The organism is Novosphingobium aromaticivorans DSM 12444, assembly GCF_000013325.1.
Classification (GTDB): Bacteria; Pseudomonadota; Alphaproteobacteria; order Sphingomonadales; family Sphingomonadaceae; genus Novosphingobium; species Novosphingobium aromaticivorans.
The window spans coordinates 2,201,462-2,219,189 of record NC_007794.1; the positions used below are offsets into that span (position 1 = coordinate 2,201,462).

Here is a 17,728-nt window from a genome sequence, read left to right on the forward strand (position 1 = left end):
ATCTTTCATGCGACCTTCCGGCCGCGCGCCTGATGAAATGCGCGCCATCTCCATCGAAACCGCCTTCACCAAGCATGCCGAAGGCTCGGTCCTGATCTGCTTCGGCGATACCAAGGTACTCGTCACCGCCTCGGTGGAAGAGCGCGTGCCGCCATTCCTGCGCGGCAAGGGCGAAGGCTGGGTCACGGCGGAATACTCGATGCTGCCGCGCGCCACCCATACCCGTGGCAGCCGCGAGGCGGCCAAGGGCAAGCAGTCGGGCCGCACCCAGGAAATCCAGCGCCTCATCGGCCGCAGCCTGCGTGCCGTGACCGATCTCAAGAAGCTGGGCGAACGCCAGATCACGCTCGATTGCGACGTGATCCAGGCGGACGGCGGCACCCGCACCGCCGCCATTTCCGGCGCATGGGTCGCGCTGCGCCTTGCCGTCCAGAAGCTGCTCGATAGCGGCGCGATCAAGGAAGACCCGCTGACCGAAAAGGTCGCGGCGGTGTCCTGCGGCATCGTCAACGGCCAGCCTGTGCTCGATCTCGACTATATCGAGGATTCCTCGGCGGATGCCGACGCTAACTTCGTCCTGATCGAAGGCGGCAAGATCGCAGAGGCCCAGGCCACCGCCGAAGGCGCGACCTACGACGAGGAAGGCCTCCTGCGCCTGCTGCGCCTCGCCCGGATGGGCTGCGCGGAAATCTTCGCCGCGCAGGAAAAGGCGGTCCGCTGATGTCTTCGCCCCGTCTCGGTTCCGGAAAGCTGGTGATTGCCACGCACAATTCCGGAAAGCTCAAGGAAATCCAGGCCCTGCTCGCCCCCTATGGCATCGAATGCCTGTCGGCCGGCGCGCTTGGCCTGCCTGAGCCTGCCGAGACGGGGACGACATTCGTCGAGAACGCGCTGATCAAGGCCCGCGCCGCTGCCGAAGCCTCGCAGATTCCCGCGCTTGCCGACGATTCCGGCCTTTGCGTCGATGCCCTTGGCGGAGCACCCGGCGTCTATACCGCCGATTGGGCCGAGGCCGACGTCTTCGAAGGTGGCCCGCGCCGCGACTGGTACATGGCCATGGGCAAGGTAGAGGGAAAGCTCGCCGAACTCGGCCCCGAAACCCCGCGCGACTGCCACTTTGCCTGCGTCCTCGCGATCGCCTGGCCAGATGGGGAAAGCGTGGTCTACGAAGGCCGCGCTCCCGGCACCCTCACATGGCCGCCGCGCGGCACGATGGGTTTCGGCTACGATCCGGTCTTCGTGCCGGTGGGCGACACGCGCACCTTCGCTGAACTCGCCCCGGCGGAAAAGCACGCGATCAGCCACCGCGCCGATGCTTTCGCCAAGCTGGTCGCCGACCAGTTCTCCTGACGGCCTGACCGCTTCCCGCCATCGTCCTTGCCCCGGCCTTCGCCGGGATGGCGGAACGTGCTAGGGCAACCCCGATGCAGCCCCTTGCCCTCTACGTCCACTGGCCGTTCTGCCTCGCAAAGTGCCCTTATTGCGACTTCAACAGCCATGTGCGCGCGCGGACCGACATCGCAGCGTGGCAGGCCGCGCTGCTGGCGGACATGCGACATGAAGCTCGGTTGACGCCGGGACGGCCGCTCTCCTCGATCTTCTTCGGAGGCGGTACGCCATCGCTCATGCCGCCCGCGCTGGTCGAGGCATTGCTCGCCGAAGCAGAGCGGCTCTGGGGCTTTGCCCCGGGCATCGAGATCACGCTGGAGGCGAACCCAAGTTCGGTCGAGGCCGCAAACTTCGCGGCCCTGTCCAGCGCCGGAATCAATCGCGTCTCGCTTGGCCTTCAGGCGCTCGACGACAACACCCTGAAATTCCTCGGTCGGCTGCATGACGTCAGCGAAAGCCTTGCCGCGCTGGATCTTGCCCAGACCCATTTCGGCCGTGTCAGCTTCGACCTCATCTATGCCCGCCCCGGCCAGACCCCGGCGCAGTGGGAAGCTGAACTCAAGCGCGCTTTAGGCTTCGGAACCGGCCACCTCTCGCTCTACCAGCTCACCATCGAGCCCGGCACCCGCTTCGCCACGCTCGTCCGCGAAGGCAAGCTCGCCCCTCTCGACGACGACGAGGCGGCCGACCTCTTTGCCCTGACCCGGGAGCTGACCTCCGCTGCCAGCCTGCCCGCCTACGAGACCAGCAACCATGCCCGCCCCGGCGAGGAAAGCCGCCACAACCTGACCTACTGGCGCTACCAGGACTACATCGGCATAGGACCTGGCGCCCATGGCCGGAGGCTTGGCGCGGCGACCGTGCGGCACAAGAAACCCGAGAACTTTCTCCGCGCGGTTTCCGAACATGGCCAAGGCATTGTCGAAGAACGACAACTTACCCCGTCCGAACAGGCGATCGAAGCCGTGCTCATGGGTCTGCGCCTTGCCGAGGGCATTTCCCCGCCGGCGCTCGCCGCCCGCTTCGGCTTTGCGGAGGACGAAATGATCGACCGGCGCAATCGCGAATCCTTCGCAAGAATGGGGTACCTGAACGACACCGAAACATGCCTGAAGGTGACCGAACAGGGCGCGCCGGTGCTGGAAGCGTTGCTGGCCGACCTCGTGACCGACACGATCATCGCCGCATGACCACCGCCGAGATCCTCGAGGCGTGGAACGCTCACCTCGCCCTCGGGCGGCGCCGCTCCCCCCACACCGTCCGTGCCTATGCCGCCACCGCCGCTCGCTTCCTGCGCGGCCTGCCCGGTGAACAGGACTGGTCCTCGCTCGCCCGGATCGACGCCGCGACCTTGCGCGCCCACCTCGCCGACCGGCGGGCCGACGGCCTCGGCAACGTTTCCGCCGCCCGCGAATTGTCCGCGCTCAAGACCTTCATCGCCTTTGCCCGCGAGCAGGCCGGGCACGAGGATGCCAGCCGACCGCGCCTGCGCGGCCCGCGCGTCAAGAGGGGCCTGCCGCGTCCGATCACGCCGGACGAGGCTGTAAACCTTGCCGAAACCGTGGCCGACGATGCCGCCGTGCCGTGGATCGCGGCGCGCGACCGCGCGGTCCTTCTCCTGCTCTACGGCGCGGGCATGCGCATTGCAGAGGCGCTTGCCCTTCCCGCCTCGGCCCTCCCGCTGGGCGAGGCCGTGACGATCACCGGCAAAGGCGGACGCCAGCGTGTCGTCCCCCTGCTGCCAATCGTTCGTGCCGGGGTGGACGACTATGTCCGCCAGTGCCCGTGGCCGCTGGAGAAGGACAAGCCCCTGTTTCGCGGGGCGAAGGGCGGTCCGCTGGCCCAGGGCATGGTCCAGCGCGCCGTGGCCCGGGCACGGATCGCCCTCGGCCTTCCTGCAACGGCGACGCCGCATGCGCTGCGCCATTCCTTCGCCACGCACCTGCTCGGCGCGGGCGCGGACCTGCGCAGCCTCCAGGAACTGCTGGGCCACGCCAGCCTGTCGTCGACCCAGATCTACACGCGGGTCGATGCGGCAACCCTGCTCGACGTCTACCGCAACGCGCATCCGCGCGCCTGAGCGACAACGCCTATTTGATGGCAGTGGTTGCCGGCCGGGGCAGCCTCAGCACCGAGAGAAGGCCACCAAGGTCCTCGCTTTCCTTGAGTTCGACGCTGCCACCATAGATTTCCGCCACGTCGCGCACGATGGCGAGGCCGAGGCCCGTGCCCGGCTTGCCGGTGTCGAGCCGCGCGCCGCGATCGAAGATGCGTTCGCGCGCTTCCTCGGGAATGCCGACACCGTCATCCTCGACCCATATCTCGCAGAACTTGGGATCGGCCGGGGCCGCGTCGATGGTGATGAAAACGGAGCCGCCACCGTACTTCGCGGCATTCTCGATCAGGTTGCCGAGAATCTCGTCGAGGTCCTGCCGCTCTATCGAGACTTCGGCGGTGCGGTTGCCGTCCATGTCGAGCCGCACCTGCGGGTAGAGCCGCACCACCGCGCGCTCCACCGCCTCGGCGCTTTCCCAGACCTGCGCGCGCGACAGGCCGACAGCGCGGCGGCCGACCGCACGGGCTCGGGCAAGGTGATGGTCGACCTGTCGGCGCATCACCGCGGCCTCGCGGATCACCGTGTCGGCCAGGTCGGGCGCCTGGGCCGTCGCGGCGTTCATCACCACGGTCAGCGGCGTTTTCAGCGCGTGGGCAAGGTTGCCGGCGTGCGTGCGCGCTTCCTCTGCCTGGCGTTCGGAGTGTTCGAGCAGGGCGTTGAGTTCGAGCACCAGCGGCTGGACTTCCAGCGGCAGGGGATCGGTAACGCGGCTCGCTCCGCCCTCGCGCATTCGGGCGATGGCCAGCCGCACGCGGCGCAGCGGCCCGAGGCCGTAGTAGGTCTGCAAGCCCGCCATGACGAACAGGCCGAAGCCGAGAACGAGGAACGACCATATCAGGATCGAGCGGATGCGCCTGATCTGGGAATCGATCTCGCCCCGGCTGGCGGCAACCTGGAACTCCCACAGGGTATTGCTGCCCGGCAGGATCACCGACCGCTTGATGATGCGCAGGCGCTCACCTTCGAACTGGTCGCTGTCGTCGATCCTGGGATCGATGTAGTTGTTGTCGAGATCGGTGCGCAGAGAGCGATCCCACAGCGAGCGCGAGGGAAAATCCTCGTGCCCCTGCCCCGAAATCTGCCAGTAGAGGCCGCTGTTCGGTTCGAGAAAGCGCTGGTCGCCGAGCGGGCGGTTGAAGAACACCTCGCCGTCGGGACCGATCTCGGCCGAGGCGACCATCGCGGTCAGCATGTAGCCAAGCTGTTCGTCGAAATTGCGCGTGACGAGGCCGGTCAGCGTCTGGTCGAGCGCGAGACCGCCACCGAGGAGCAGGACCGAAATCCACCCCGCCGCGATGAGCAGCATGCGCCGCGCCAGCGAGCCGGTATGCGGCGCTGGCTGCGGCGGTGCTTCTCGGGCGGGCCCTCGTTCGGCCACGAATTAGCCGCGGCCGGGTTCGGCCGGATCGTCGAGGCTGTAGCCAAGGCCACGGATCGTGGTGATCACGTCCGGCCCCAGCTTCTTGCGAATGCGCGTGACGAAGACCTCGATCGTGTTGGAATCGCGGTCGAAGTCCTGATCGTAGATATGCTCGATCAGTTCCGTACGGCTGACGACCTTGCCCTTGTGATGCAGCAGATAGGACAGGAGCTTGTATTCCTGCGCGGTAAGCTTGACCGGTTCGCCGTTGAGCGTGACGCGGCCCGAGCGCGTATCGAGACGCACGTCGCCTGCGGTCAGCTCGGACGAGGAATTGCCCGATGCGCGGCGGATCAGCGCGCGCAGGCGGGCGATCAGTTCCTCGGTCTGGAAAGGCTTTGCGAGGTAATCGTCTGCGCCCGCGTCGAGCCCTGCGACCTTGTCGGACCAGCTGTCGCGCGCGGTGAGGACGAGGACCGGGAACTTGCGGCCTTCCTTGCGCCACATGCCCAGCACGGTCAGCCCGTCGATTTCGGGCAGGCCGAGATCGAGGATGACGGCGTCGTATTCCTCGGTCGAACCCAGGAAATGGCCGTCTTCGCCATCGACGGAAAGATCGACGGCATAGCCGTTCTGCTCGAGCGTATTCTTGAGCTGCTTGCCGAGAGTCGGTTCATCCTCGACGATCAGGATGCGCATGGAAAGACTGTCCCCTGCTGGGTGCGACGTTCGCACCGAACTTGGAGAGCTAGATGGGGCGGCAAACCTGAACGGTCAAGGAACTCGCTCGTAGTGCGCCGTTCAGGGAAGCTTACCTACCGCGATTCGCCCAGAACCTGCCCGGTTCGGGCGTCCACATCGACGAACATCACGCGTCCGTCGCGGATGAACTTGAGGCGATAGACCATTGCCGACGGGTCGTACTCGGGCCCGAGGTATTGCATTCCCGGCTTCGTCGGCAGCACGCGCCGCTCGATGTCGCGGAGCGAGCGCACCGCGCCCGAACGCAGGTCGCGCCGTGCCTCGTTCTGCTCGTCCGGACGCTGCTGGGCGTGCGAAGCGGCAGGGACGGTGCTGACGAGAGCTGCGGCAAGAAGGGCAAAGGCACGGTTCATGATGTCCGCATGCCTAAGCGCTTCGCATTGAACAAGCGGTGAATGCGGATCTCCACTTTCATTCAGGACCGATTTCGAAGGGTGGCACAGCTTATCCTGTCAGCTCATTCATTTGCCTGCGCCGTTGCGCAGCGGCTGGGCCGAGGCTAAGCGCGGCGACATGGCAGCAGCACCGATCCTCAGCTGGGAAGGCCTTGGACTTCTCCAGGGCAATGGCTGGCTTTTTCGCGACCTCGACATCCACATCGGCCCGCGCGACCGCCTGGCGCTGATCGGGCGGAACGGCGCGGGCAAGACCACGCTGCTCAAGCTGCTGGGCGGACAGATCGATGCGGACAAGGGTACCCGCTCGATCCAGCCCGGCACCAGGATCGTGACGCTGGAGCAGGACCCCTTCTTCACCGGCTATGACACGCTGATGGACTTCGCGCTGTCGGGCAAGGACGCGCCGGCCCGACACGAGGTCGAATCGATTGCCGGGCAGCTCGGCATCGACATGAGCCGCAAGGCGGACAGCGCCAGCGGTGGCGAGCGGCGTCGGGCGGCCCTCGCCCGCGCACTGGCAAGCGAGCCGGACCTGCTCCTGCTCGACGAGCCGACCAACCACCTCGACCTTGCCGCCATCGACTGGCTGGAGGACTGGCTCCAGCGGTTCAAGGGTGCGTTCGTGGTGATCAGCCACGACCGCACCTTCCTCGAACGCCTGACCAGGGCGACGCTCTGGCTCGACCGTGGATCGTTGCGCCGCAAGGACATTGGCTTTGGCGGGTACGAGGCCTGGATGGAACAGGTCTATGCCGAGGAAGCCCGCGCCGCCGACAAGCTCGACGCCAAGCTGAAGATCGAAGCCCACTGGCTGGAACGCGGCGTCACCGCGCGGCGCAAGCGCAACATGGGCCGCCTCGAAAAGCTTTATGAAATGCGCGCGCAGCGGGCGGCGATGCTCTCGCCGCAGGGCACCGCAAAGCTCGCCATCGCCAGCGACGATGCCAAGAGCAAGGCGGTGATCGTCGCCGACCACGTCAACAAGTCCTTCGGCGATCGCCCGATCGTCAAGGACTTCACCCTGCGCATCACGCGCAAGGACCGCATCGGCGTCGTCGGATCGAATGGCGCGGGCAAGACCACGCTGCTCAAGCTCCTGACCGGCGAACTCGCGCCCGACAGCGGCACCGTGACGCTGGCCAAGACCCTCCAGGGCGTGATGATCGACCAGCAGCGCAGCCTGATGGCGCCGGAAAAGCGCGTGCGCGACGTGCTGGCCGATGGCAGCGACTGGATCGACGTGCGCGGGGTCCGCAAGCACATCCAGGGCTATCTCAAGGACTTCCTGTTCGATCCCGGCCTTGTCGAGGCGCGCGTCGGCACGCTTTCGGGCGGCGAGCGGTCGCGCCTCCTGCTGGCACGCGAATTCGCGCGCAAGTCCAACCTGCTGGTGCTGGACGAGCCGACCAACGACCTCGACCTGGAAACGCTGGATCTGCTCCAGGAAGTGATAGCGGACTATGACGGCACGGTGCTGATCGTCAGCCACGACCGCGACTTCCTCGACCGCACGGTCACGATCACGCTGGGCATGGACGGTTCGGGCCGGGTCGATATCGTCGCTGGCGGCTATGCCGACTGGGAAAAGATGCGCAAGAGCAGAGGCGCGGGCGCTGCAAAGGCGGCATCGCCCCGGGAAGCCGGAGCCCCTCCACCGCCTCCACCGCCGCCGCCGGCGAAGAAGGGCAAGCTTTCCTACAAGGACCAGCGCGACTACGAACTTCTGCCGACGCGCATCGAGGAACTCGAGGCAGCAATCGCGCGTGGCGAAGCCCAGTTGGCCGACCCGGACCTCTACGCCAGGGACCCGAAGAAGTTCGACGCGCTGATGGCGGCGCTGGAAAAGGTGCGGGGCGAGAAGGAAGCAGCCGAGGAGCGCTGGCTGGAACTGGCCGAAATGGTCGAGGGCTGATCACCCGATCCGGTAAAAGTCCGCGACCCGGTCCAGCGCGATGCGCAGCACCAGCTTCCCGCTGCGCGCGGGCCAGTCGAGCGCCTTTTCCGCGGCGGGCAGTCCCTCGCCCGCGCAGGCCACGCGCCACAGCACGTCGGAAAGGCCGGAGCCTGCATGCGCCATCGCCGCATCGAAGCGACCGCGCGCCGCGATCTGGCGCTCCGTCGGCGTGAGGCCCCGCTCGCCGGTGCCGGAAATGCGCACGGCATCCCAGCGCATCGTGGTCGATGGCGCGAGTTGCGCGCGTTCGTAGTCGGCACGCAGGCGTTCTCCCGCATCGAACTGGCGGTCGGTCAGATGACCCCGCGCGTGGAGCCAGGTCAGCGGCGATTCGGCGAGATTGACCGTGACCGTTCGCGACCGGGGGGCGATCTCGCGGCTGCGGCGAGGTCCTTCTACGGTGAGTTCGCGTTCGGCGAGCATTCGGGCCATTCCTGTCCTCCTCTGGCGCGTCCCGGCAGAACACTCCCGGAACAAGCAAAGCTCTTGCCTCCCCTCTCACTTTGTAGGAAAGCAAAAAACACCGCTCCGGTTAAGAAGATTTCTGCATGATCAACCGAATTCGCGACATCCGCCGCCAGAAAGGCATGACTTTGGCAGACGTGGCCGTCCGCTGCGATCCGCCGACAACGGCCCAGACCATCGGGCGGCTCGAAACGGGGATGCGCAGCCTGTCGCTTTCGTGGATGAACCGGATCGGCGCGGCGCTGGGCGTGGACCCGCAGCTTCTGGTCAAGGCGGACGAGGAAAGCCCTGCGCGGATGGTCGCACGGCTCGGCGGGCAAGGCGCGGAAGCACTGGCCAAGCCGATGGATGCGATCCTGCCCGTCGCGCTCGACGGTTCGGCAAGGCTCATGGCCATGGCGGTCGATGCCAGCGCGGGCGAATATCGCGCCGGAGACCAGGTGTGGCTGCGGCAGATCGATCCGGAAGATTTTGCCCGCGCCTTCAACCGCGACGTGCTTGCCCCGCGCCCGGGCGGGCGTTTCGCCTTCGGTCGGCTGATCGACCAGCATGACGGGCGTGTGGCGCTCTTGCCTCCGGGACCCGGCCAACGGCAGGTGGTCATCGACCGGCCAGCCTGGCTGGGGGTCGCGGAAATGCTGGTGCGCAAGCTCTGACGTGAAGCGACTGCTCTCGATCTCGACGCTCTACCCCGCGCCCGGTCGCACCGGCTTCGGGCGCTTCGTGGCGCGACAGATGGAGGCGCTGGCGGCGCGCGGGGACTGGCAGGTGACGGTGATCAACCCCATCGGCCTACCGCCGCTGCCGATCAGGCGCTACGCCGCCTTGCGCGCGATACCGGCGCAGGAACAGCAGGGCGGCGTGACCGTGCATCACCCGCGTTTCACGCTTGTCCCGGGTCTTTCGGGGCCGATCAATCCCGCGCTGATCGCCCGGGCGGTCGTGCCGCTGGCAAGGCAGCTACATGCGCAAACGCCATTCGACATGGTGGACGCGCAGTTCTTCTATCCCGATGGCCCGGCAGCGGCGAAAGTCGCGGCGGCACTCGACCTGCCCTTCGCGATCAAGGCACGCGGATCCGACATTCACCTGTGGGGCGAGCGACGGCTTGCGGTGGCACAGATGCGGCGGGCGGCGGCCGGGGCTTCGGCCCTGCTGTCCGTATCCGCCGCGCTGGCGCGCGACATGGCCGCGCTCGGTATGCCGGATGACCGCATCCGCGTGCACTACACCGGGCTAGACGGCAGCCGCTTCCGCTTGCAGGACCAGGCGCAGGCGCGCCGGGTGGTGGCGCATCTGGTGCCCGGCGACGGCAGGCTGCTCCTCTGCGTCGGCGCGCTGCTCGCGATCAAGGGACAGGATCTGGCGATCCGTGCGCTTGCCCTTTTGCCGCCGGACGTGCGTCTCGCGCTTGCGGGAACGGGGCCGGATGATGCGGCGTTGCGCGCTCTCGTCGCCGAACTCGGTCTCGAACACCGCGTGCATTTCCTCGGCGCGGTGGAGCACGACGCCCTGCCCGCGCTGCTTGCTGCAGCCGACGCGATGGTGCTGCCGTCCGAGCGCGAAGGCCTTGCCAATGCCTGGATCGAAGCGCTCGCCTGCGGCGCGCCGCTGGTAATTCCCGACGTCGGCGGTGCGCGCGAAGTTGTTCGCGGAACCAGCGCCGGCCGTGTCGTGGCGCGCAATCCCGGGGCGATCGCACAGGCCATCTTGGACCTGCTAGCCGCCCCGCCCGCACGCGATGCCGTCGCGGCGAATGTCGCGAGCTTCAGTTGGGACGCGAATGCCGCGGCGCTTGCAGCGATCTACGAAGAAGCGGCGACGAAGCCTTAAGCCTCGCCGCCGCCTTCCGATTTCAAGCCGACTGGATAGCTCAGGCGCCTTCCCGCGCCATCCGCTCCTGCTTTTCAAGCGCGGTCTCGGTCGGCACGAAGCTGTTCGGATTGACCTTGAGCCAGATCAGGATCGGCGCGGCCATGTAGATCGAGCTGTACGTCCCGACGAAGATGCCGAGCGTGATGGCTGCGGTGAAGCCGAAGATCACGTCCGGGCCGAGCAGCAGCAGCGCCACCAGCGTGATCAGCATCGACAGCGAGGTCACGATCGTGCGCGCCAGCGTCTCGTTCACCGAAAGGTCGAGCAGTTCGGGCATCGGCATCTTGCGGAACTTCTTCATGTTCTCGCGGATGCGGTCGTAGACCACGATCGTGTCGTTGAGCGAGTAGCCGATCAGCGTCAGCAACGCGGCGACGATGTTCAGGTCGAACTCCATCCCGGTCAGCGCGAAAAGCCCGAGCGTCAGCGTGACGTCGTGGACCAGCGCGAAGAGCGCGCCGACACCGAACTGCCATTCGAAACGCAGCCAGATATAAGCCGCCACCGCCAGCGAGGCGAGGCCGAGCGCCTTGAACGCATCCCAGCCTAGCTCCTTGGAGACCTTGCCCGACACCGAATCGACGCCGTCGATACGCGCATCGCCATGGTTCTTCTTGATGTCGGCCGTGATCGTGCGGGCCATCTTGTCGGCCAGCGCCGCATCGTGGTCTGCGCCCTCGGGCAGCTTCATCCGGATCGAGATCTCGTTGGGCTTGCCGTAGCGCTGGATGATCGGTTCGCCATAGCCCAGCCGGCCGACCTGCTCGCGCAGTTCGCCCACGGGCGCTTCGGCGCTGCGTTCGAAGGTCACGCGAATCATCTGGCCACCGATGAAGTCGACGCCCAGGTTCAGGCCCTTGGTCAGGACCAGGCCCCAGGACGCCGCCATCAGGATGATGCTGATGACGTAGAACGGCACCCGCCACTTCAGGAAGTGGATGTTGGTATGGTCGGGAACGAGCTTGAGGAGTTTCATGTGCCTTCCTCCTCTTACAAGGCGATTTCAGTGGGCCGCGCGCGGCGCAGCCATCCGGCCACCCACATGCGCGTCAGCGTCACGGCGGTGAACACCGAGGTGGCGATGCCGATCATCAGCACGACGGCGAAGCCCTTCACCGGGCCCGATCCGAACGCGAACATGAGCACGGCGGCGATGACGTTGGTGATGTTCGCGTCGAAGATCGCGCGGCTGGCTTCCTTGTAGCCCAGTTCCACCGCCTGCACGACCTTGCGTCCGCGATGCCGCTCCTCGCGGATGCGTTCGTTGATCAGGACGTTGGCGTCGACCGCCGCACCGATGGTCAGCACGAAGCCGGCGATGCCCGGCAGGGTCAGCGTCGTGCCGATTATGCCCATGATGCCAAGGATCATCAGAACGTTGATGATGACCGCGAGGTTCGCATAGACGCCGAAGCGGCCATAGGTCGCGAGGATGAACACCGCGAGCGCCAGGGTGCCGACGCCCATCGCGATCACGCCCTTGCGGATCGAATCGGCACCAAGGTCCGGACCGACGGTTCGCTCCTCGACCACCTTCAGGTCCACCGGCAACGCGCCCGAACGCAGCGAGATCGCAAGCTGGTTCGCGCTTTCGGTCGTGAAGCGGCCGGAGATCACCGCGCTGCCGCCCAGGATCGGCTCGTTGATGACCGGCGCCGAAAGCACCTTGCCGTCGAGGATGATCGCGAACTGCTTGCCCACGTTCTGCGTGGTCAGCTTGGCGAACTTGGCGCCGCCCTCGGTATTGAAGGTGATGTTGACGACCGGTTCGTTGGTCTGCTGGTTGTTGGTCTGCTGGGCGTTGGTCAGCTGGTCGCCGCGAATGCCGCCGAGCCGCTTGACCGCGATCGAGGGCACCCCGCCGCCTTCGGCGGGCGACACGTATGGCACGATCTCGCTGCCCGGAGGCGCGATGCCCTGCGCCACGTCGGATGGCAGCGCCGAGGTATCGACCAGCTTGAACTCGAGCTTGGCGGTCTGGCCGAGCAGGTTCTTGAGCGCCTGCGGGTCTTGCAGGCCAGGAACCTGGACGACGATGCGCGTCGGCCCCGAGCGGATGATCGTCGGCTCCTTGGTGCCGAGCGCGTCGATGCGCTTGCGCACCACTTCGACCGCCGTGTCCATCGCCTGGGTCACCGCCTGGTCGATCCCGGCGTCGGTAGGCTTGAGCACGAAGCGGTTGCCGTCAACGACGTTGATGTCCCAGTCGCGCTGTCCGGTCAGCCCCGCACCGTTGGTCAGCGGCAGGATCGCCTCGCGCACCGCATCGACCTGCGACGGATCGGCTACCACGAAAGTCAGCGCGCCGTCACGGTTGGAGATGTCGCTGATGCGGATGTTCTTGTCATCCTGCTTCAGCTTGGTGCGAACCGATTCCTCCATGCCCTCGATACGCTGCTGGCGAACCTGCGAGGGGTCCGCCTCGAGCAGGATGTGGCTACCGCCAGCAAGGTCGAGGCCGAGGTTGACCTTCGGTTCGGGAAGCGAGGATGGCCAGGCGAGGCCCATCGTGGAGGTGAGCGAGGGGATCGCGGCAGCAACGCAGACCAGCGTCAGCAGCCAGAGCCAGATCACCTTCCAGCGCGGAAATTCGAGCATGGGCGGTCAGCTTTCAGGAAAGGAAGATCAATCGTTGGCCGGTGCGCTGCCCGCGGGCGGCACGATGTCGCCGATGGTGGCGCGCACGGCCTTGACCTTGACGTTGGGGCCCAGTTCGAGTTCGACGTAGTGGTCGTCGAGCTTGACGACCTTGCCGATCAGGCCTCCCGCGGTCACGACCATGTCGCCCTTCTTCATGGCCGAGATCTTGGCCTTGTGTTCCTTCTGCTGCCGCATCTGCGGGCGCAGGATCAGGAACCAGAAGATGAAACCCATCGCCACCAGCGGCAGGAAGCTCATCCAGGCGGGCGGTTCGCCGGCATTGGCGGCGGCGGCAGAAAGCGTCGTCAGCATCATGGGTCCGTTTCTGGGATCTGGTCGTCGATATTGCAACCGGCGCGCCCCGTGCTTTTGCACTTCGGCGCGGCCCGGCATGGCTTGATCGCGGCGGTTAGCAGCTTGGCAGGAGCAAGGCAATCGAAGCGCCGGAAGCACGCCATGTGGCGCTTGCCAGCGTTCAGGAACCTTTTGCCAAATCCGGCGCTTGCCAATGGCGAGAGCGGTGCCTATAGGGCCGCTCCACGGTCGGGACGTAGCGCAGCCTGGTAGCGCATCACACTGGGGGTGTGGGGGTCGGAGGTTCGAATCCTCTCGTCCCGACCAATTCAAAAAGGCCCGGTGCATCGCGCTCCGGGCCTTTTTTGCTGGAAAACGATTTTCCTACACGAACCGGAACGGTTATCTGGTCGCGCGTCTCCAACTGGAAGGACGCGATCGCCATGTCATTTCTCGAAGCCCTGATCTCCCCCGTCTCGGCCATCATCGACAAGGTCATTCCCGACAAGGAAGCGCGCGACAGGGCCAAGCTCGAACTGCTGCGTCTCGAAGGATCGCAGGAACTCGAACTTCTGCGCACGCGCATGTCGGCAGTCATTGCCGAGGCCTCGTCCGCCGATCCCTGGACCAGCCGCGCGCGCCCCGGTTTTCTCTACGTGATGTACGTGATGATTCTCTGGGCCCTGCCGCTCGGCCTGATCGGCGCGTTCCGGCCGGAAGCGGCCAGGGGCATCGCGGCGGGCATCAATGCCTATCTCAATGGCCTGCCCGAACCGCTCTATGCGCTCTTCGGCACCGGCTATCTCGGCTACACCGCTGCCCGCCAGTGGGGCAAGACGCGCGGGACCGATCGTTAAGCCGCTGCGTCTTGGTTAGTTTTTGGTAACGTCCGGCTGCTAGGTACGGCCTGCACATGATCAGGTCGTCGCACACCATGAAGATCCGGACCCGCGCCTCGGCGCCCGTACTGCGCCCCGTACTGGGCCTCGCCGTTCTCGGCCTCTCGCTCACCTCCCTGCTAGGGGGATGTGGCGGGAGCCCGTCCGATCAGCAGATGGAAGCGCGCATCGCCGCGCTCGAGGCCAAGGCCGAAGCCGCCGACAAGCGTTCGCGCCGGGCGCTGTCGATGGCGGCGGAGGCAAATCCCGCAGCGCACCTCAATCCGAACAACGAGGACGAATTTCTTCCCGACTCCGAAGGTCAGGACGAAAACATCGTGACCGACGGTTCGGCCGACGACCCCAGCTTCGACAACCAGATCGAACCGCCGCCGGCCCCGCTGATCCCGCAGTCGAACTGACCGCACGACCTCTCGCACATCCGCCGGACTTGCTTCATCGCCCGCACCGGCTATCAGGGCGGGCGATTAGCAATTGCGGGAACAAGCCATGACTGAAGCTGGCGGCGCCGGCACGACCGTGTTCGTGCTCAATGGCCCGAACCTCAACCTGCTGGGCCTGCGCGAGCCCGAGATCTACGGATCGCAGACGCTCGACGACATCGCCGGAATGCTCGAGGATCGCGCCCGGGAACTGGGCCTCGAAATCGACATGCGCCAATCGAACCACGAAGGGCACCTCGTCGACTGGCTGCACGAAGCGCAGGCGACGGGCGCGAAGGCCGTGCTGGTCAACGCGGGCGCCTACACCCACACCTCTGTCGCGCTTCACGATGCGATCAAGGCAATCAAGGTGCCGGTGATCGAAGTCCACCTTTCGAACCCGCACACGCGCGAAGGCTTCCGCCACAAATCCTATGTCGGCATGGCAGCCAAGGGCACCGTCGCCGGCTTCGGCGCGAACAGCTACGTGGTGGCTCTCGAAGCCGTCGCACGGCTCTGAAACAGTCCACTTTTCCACCTAACAGGGCCGCGCCCCCTTGCCAGCTTGGCAGCGGGAGGGCATGGCGCGAGCCTGATTTTCACCCGCGAGGAACGATAAATGGGGCACGACCGCGGCGATAAGGCCGAAAAGATGGCGATTGACAGCAAGCTGGTGCGCGAACTGGCCGAACTGCTCGCCGATACCGGGCTCTCCGAAATCGAGGTCGAGGACGGCGAGCGCAAGATCCGCGTGGCCCGCCAGCTGAGCGCTGCTCCGGTCGCCCACATGGTGGCAACCGCACCTGCACCCGTCGCGGCGCCCGCACCGGCTGCCGCCGCGGCGGCGGCACCTGCCGCTCCGGCGGAAGACCATGCCAATGCCGTGAAGTCGCCCATGGTCGGCACGGCCTATCTTGCTGCCGAACCCGGCGCGCCGAACTTCGTTTCGGTCGGCCAGACTGTGAAGGCAGGCGAAACCCTGCTCATCATCGAGGCGATGAAGGTGATGAACCCGATCACCGCGCCGGCTGCCGGCGTCGTGAAGGCCATCCTCGTCGAGAACGCGCAGCCGGTCGAATTCGACCAGCCGCTGGTCGTGATCGCGTAAGGCGCTAGCGAAATGGCCATCAAGCGCCTGCTGATCGCCAATCGCGGCGAGATCGCGCTGCGCATCCATCGCGCGGCTCACGAAATGGGCATCGAGACGGTCGCGGTGCACTCCACCGCCGATGCCGATGCGATGCACGTGCGCCTTGCCGACCATGCGGTCTGCATCGGCCCGCCCGCCGCGAAGGACAGCTATCTCAACGTCGCCGCGATCATCTCGGCTGCCGAGATCACCCATGCCGACGCGATCCATCCGGGCTACGGCTTCCTTTCGGAAAACGCCAAGTTCGCGGAAATCGTCGAAGCGCACGGTATCACCTGGGTCGGTCCCAAGCCAGAACACATCCGCACGATGGGCGACAAGGTCGAGGCCAAGCGCACCGCGGGCGCGCTCGGCCTGCCGCTGGTCCCCGGTTCCGACGGCGCGGTGTCCGAAATCGACGAGGCCAAGAAGATCGCCGATGCCATCGGCTATCCGGTGATCATCAAGGCAGCCTCGGGCGGCGGCGGTCGCGGCATGAAGGTTTGCAACAGCGCCGACCAGCTCGAAACGCTGATGCAGCAAGCCGGCAGCGAGGCGAAGGCCGCGTTCGGCGATGCCACCGTCTATATCGAGAAGTATCTCGGCAACCCGCGCCACATCGAATTCCAGATCTTCGGTGACGGCAACGGCAACGCGATCCACCTGGGCGAGCGCGACTGCTCGCTCCAGCGCCGCCACCAGAAGGTGCTCGAGGAAGCGCCCTCGCCCGTCATCTCGGCCGACGAACGTGCGCGCATGGGCGGCATCGTCGCCAAGGCCATGGCCGACATGGGGTATCGCGGCGCGGGCACGATCGAGTTCCTGTGGGAGAACGGCGAGTTCTACTTCATCGAGATGAACACCCGCCTTCAGGTGGAACATCCGGTGACCGAGGCGATCACCGGCGTCGACCTGGTGCGCGAACAGATCCGCATTGCCGATGGCAAGCCGCTTTCGGTCACGCAGGACGAGATCGAGTTCAAGGGACACGCGATCGAGTGCCGCATCAATGCGGAAGACCCGTTCACATTTGCCCCCTCGCCGGGACTGGTGAAGAGCTATCACGCAGCGGGCGGCATGCACGTGCGCGTCGATTCAGGTCTCTACGCCGGGTACAAGATCCCGCCGTACTATGACTCGATGATTGCCAAGCTGATCGTCTACGGCCGGACCCGCGAAGGCTGCATCATGCGGCTGAAGCGCGCGCTCGAGGAAATGGTGATCGAAGGCCCCAAGACCTCGATCCCGCTCCACCAGCGCCTGCTGAGCCAGCCCGACTTCCTCAGCGGCGACTACACGATCAAGTGGCTCGAGGAATGGCTGGCCAAGGACGCCTGAGGCCCACGCCACGGGCCCGCGCCACGGCAAAGAATCAAGCCCCTGCCTCGGCGGGGGCTTTTTTCGTTCAGCCTCTGGGCTTCCATACGATGACGCGCCACACATAGGCGATCAGCACCACGACCAGCGTGCCCGTCGCCACCGGCCCCGTGTACTTTTCAAGATCGCCGAAGTTGCGCCCGAGATAGAACCCTGCGCCGGCAAGGATCGCGTTCCAGATCGCTGCTCCCGCGAAGGTGAACAGCAGGAACCGCCCATGGCCCATTCGCGTCAGGCCGGCTGGAAGCGAGATCATCGTGCGCATGAACGGAGCAAAGCGCACCGCGAACACCACCCACTGCCCGTGGCGCCGGAAGAAGCGGACGATGGCCTCGACGTCGTCCCACTCCACCGTCAGCCAGCGGCCGAAGCGGTTCACGAAAGGCTTCAGGCGTTCATAGCCCAGCGTCCGCCCGAGCAGGTACCAGCAATAGTTTCCGGCGGTCGAACCCACGGTTCCCGCGAGCATCAGCGGCCAGAACTCCATCCGCCCGCGCGCCACCGCAATCCCGCCCAGGCCCATGATGACCTCCGACGGGATCGGCGGAAACACGTTCTCGATGACCATCAGGAAGGCGATGCCCCAATAGCCACCGCCTTCGATGAGGTGGATGATCCAGTCGTTCATGGGTCTGCCAACGCGCCGCG

Annotated in this window: 20 protein-coding genes and 1 tRNA gene; 13 read left to right on the top strand and 8 right to left on the bottom strand. The window is 66.1% G+C overall.

Annotated elements, in window-relative coordinates:
- Positions 1-7: 7 nt before the first annotated feature.
- From rph to SARO_RS10380, 4 genes are all read left to right on the top strand, one after another.
- Positions 8-721, top strand: coding sequence for a ribonuclease PH (gene rph, locus SARO_RS10365; RefSeq protein ID WP_041550289.1), 714 nt, complete (start codon positions 8-10; stop codon positions 719-721).
- Positions 721-1,350, top strand: a complete 630-nt coding sequence (gene rdgB / locus SARO_RS10370; RefSeq protein WP_011445710.1) for an RdgB/HAM1 family non-canonical purine NTP pyrophosphatase — start codon at positions 721-723, stop codon at positions 1,348-1,350. Before rph ends, rdgB begins: the two co-directional genes overlap by 1 nt.
- A 74-nt stretch (positions 1,351-1,424) precedes the next feature.
- Positions 1,425-2,579, top strand: a complete 1,155-nt coding sequence (hemW, locus tag SARO_RS10375) for a radical SAM family heme chaperone HemW (protein ID WP_011445711.1) — start codon at positions 1,425-1,427, stop codon at positions 2,577-2,579.
- Entirely contained in the window at positions 2,576-3,469 is an 894-nt protein-coding gene (locus tag SARO_RS10380) for a tyrosine recombinase XerC (RefSeq protein ID WP_011445712.1), read from the top strand. Before hemW ends, SARO_RS10380 begins: the two co-directional genes overlap by 4 nt.
- Positions 3,470-3,479: 10 nt before the next feature.
- On the opposite strand, the gene SARO_RS10385 is transcribed toward SARO_RS10380, so the two are convergent.
- From SARO_RS10385 to SARO_RS10395, 3 genes are all read right to left on the bottom strand, one after another.
- Positions 3,480-4,811, bottom strand: a complete 1,332-nt coding sequence (locus tag SARO_RS10385) for a sensor histidine kinase (RefSeq protein WP_083760857.1) — start codon at positions 4,809-4,811, stop codon at positions 3,480-3,482.
- Positions 4,812-4,886: 75 nt separating this feature from the next.
- Positions 4,887-5,564: a response regulator transcription factor gene (locus tag SARO_RS10390; protein ID WP_011445714.1), complete on the bottom strand. Its 678-nt coding sequence runs from the start codon at positions 5,562-5,564 to the stop codon at positions 4,887-4,889.
- 116 nt (positions 5,565-5,680) lie between these two features.
- Positions 5,681-5,980 carry a PepSY domain-containing protein gene (locus tag SARO_RS10395; RefSeq protein WP_011445715.1) on the bottom strand — a complete coding sequence of 100 codons (300 nt, stop codon included), beginning with the start codon at positions 5,978-5,980 and terminating at the stop codon, positions 5,681-5,683.
- Positions 5,981-6,140: 160 nt separating this feature from the next.
- Between SARO_RS10395 and SARO_RS10400 the strand changes: the two genes are divergently transcribed.
- A complete protein-coding gene (locus SARO_RS10400; protein ID WP_011445716.1) occupies positions 6,141-7,937 on the top strand; it encodes an ABC-F family ATP-binding cassette domain-containing protein in 1,797 nt (598 codons plus the stop codon).
- Here the strand turns inward: SARO_RS10400 and SARO_RS10405 are convergent, their stop codons facing one another.
- Positions 7,938-8,411 (bottom strand): DUF6456 domain-containing protein, encoded by a 474-nt coding sequence (locus SARO_RS10405; protein WP_011445717.1) that lies wholly within the window; start codon positions 8,409-8,411, stop codon positions 7,938-7,940.
- Positions 8,412-8,527: 116 nt separating this feature from the next.
- On the opposite strand from SARO_RS10405, the gene SARO_RS10410 reads away from it, so the two are divergent.
- Together SARO_RS10410 and SARO_RS10415 are read left to right on the top strand one after the other, a co-directional pair.
- Positions 8,528-9,100 carry a helix-turn-helix domain-containing protein gene (locus SARO_RS10410; RefSeq protein ID WP_011445718.1) on the top strand — a complete coding sequence of 191 codons (573 nt, stop codon included), beginning with the start codon at positions 8,528-8,530 and terminating at the stop codon, positions 9,098-9,100.
- Between the two features lies 1 nt (position 9,101).
- Complete coding sequence (locus tag SARO_RS10415; RefSeq protein WP_011445719.1) at positions 9,102-10,277, top strand: glycosyltransferase; 1,176 nt, start codon at positions 9,102-9,104, stop codon at positions 10,275-10,277.
- A gap of 40 nt (positions 10,278-10,317) precedes the next feature.
- Here SARO_RS10415 and secF read toward each other — a convergent pair whose 3' ends face one another.
- The 3 genes from secF to yajC are packed head-to-tail and all read right to left on the bottom strand — an operon-like array spanning position 10,318 to position 13,274.
- The gene (gene secF, locus SARO_RS10420; protein WP_011445720.1) at positions 10,318-11,295 is read right to left on the bottom strand and encodes a protein translocase subunit SecF; all 978 of its coding nucleotides are present in this window, start codon (positions 11,293-11,295) and stop codon (positions 10,318-10,320) included.
- Between the two features lie 14 nt (positions 11,296-11,309).
- On the bottom strand, positions 11,310-12,917 hold the full coding sequence (secD, locus tag SARO_RS10425) for a protein translocase subunit SecD (protein WP_011445721.1): 1,608 nt from the start codon (positions 12,915-12,917) through the stop codon (positions 11,310-11,312).
- Between the two features lie 27 nt (positions 12,918-12,944).
- Positions 12,945-13,274, bottom strand: coding sequence for a preprotein translocase subunit YajC (yajC, locus tag SARO_RS10430; RefSeq protein WP_011445722.1), 330 nt, complete (start codon positions 13,272-13,274; stop codon positions 12,945-12,947).
- A 229-nt stretch (positions 13,275-13,503) separates the two neighbouring features.
- Between yajC and SARO_RS10435 the strand changes: the two genes are divergently transcribed.
- From SARO_RS10435 to accC, 6 genes are all read left to right on the top strand, one after another.
- Positions 13,504-13,580, top strand: a tRNA-Pro gene (locus SARO_RS10435).
- 116 nt (positions 13,581-13,696) lie between these two features.
- Entirely contained in the window at positions 13,697-14,110 is a 414-nt protein-coding gene (locus SARO_RS10440; RefSeq protein WP_011445723.1) for a holin family protein, read from the top strand.
- A gap of 56 nt (positions 14,111-14,166) precedes the next feature.
- On the top strand, positions 14,167-14,553 hold the full coding sequence (locus SARO_RS10445) for a hypothetical protein (RefSeq protein WP_011445724.1): 387 nt from the start codon (positions 14,167-14,169) through the stop codon (positions 14,551-14,553).
- Between the two features lie 88 nt (positions 14,554-14,641).
- On the top strand, positions 14,642-15,094 hold the full coding sequence (gene aroQ / locus SARO_RS10450; protein ID WP_011445725.1) for a type II 3-dehydroquinate dehydratase: 453 nt from the start codon (positions 14,642-14,644) through the stop codon (positions 15,092-15,094).
- Positions 15,095-15,193: 99 nt separating this feature from the next.
- Positions 15,194-15,682, top strand: coding sequence for an acetyl-CoA carboxylase biotin carboxyl carrier protein (gene accB, locus SARO_RS10455; protein WP_011445726.1), 489 nt, complete (start codon positions 15,194-15,196; stop codon positions 15,680-15,682).
- Positions 15,683-15,694: 12 nt separating this feature from the next.
- Positions 15,695-17,041, top strand: a complete 1,347-nt coding sequence (accC, locus tag SARO_RS10460) for an acetyl-CoA carboxylase biotin carboxylase subunit (RefSeq protein WP_011445727.1) — start codon at positions 15,695-15,697, stop codon at positions 17,039-17,041.
- 67 nt (positions 17,042-17,108) lie between these two features.
- Here accC and SARO_RS10465 read toward each other — a convergent pair whose 3' ends face one another.
- Positions 17,109-17,708 carry a DedA family protein gene (locus SARO_RS10465; protein WP_011445728.1) on the bottom strand — a complete coding sequence of 200 codons (600 nt, stop codon included), beginning with the start codon at positions 17,706-17,708 and terminating at the stop codon, positions 17,109-17,111.
- Positions 17,709-17,728: the final 20 nt, after the last annotated feature.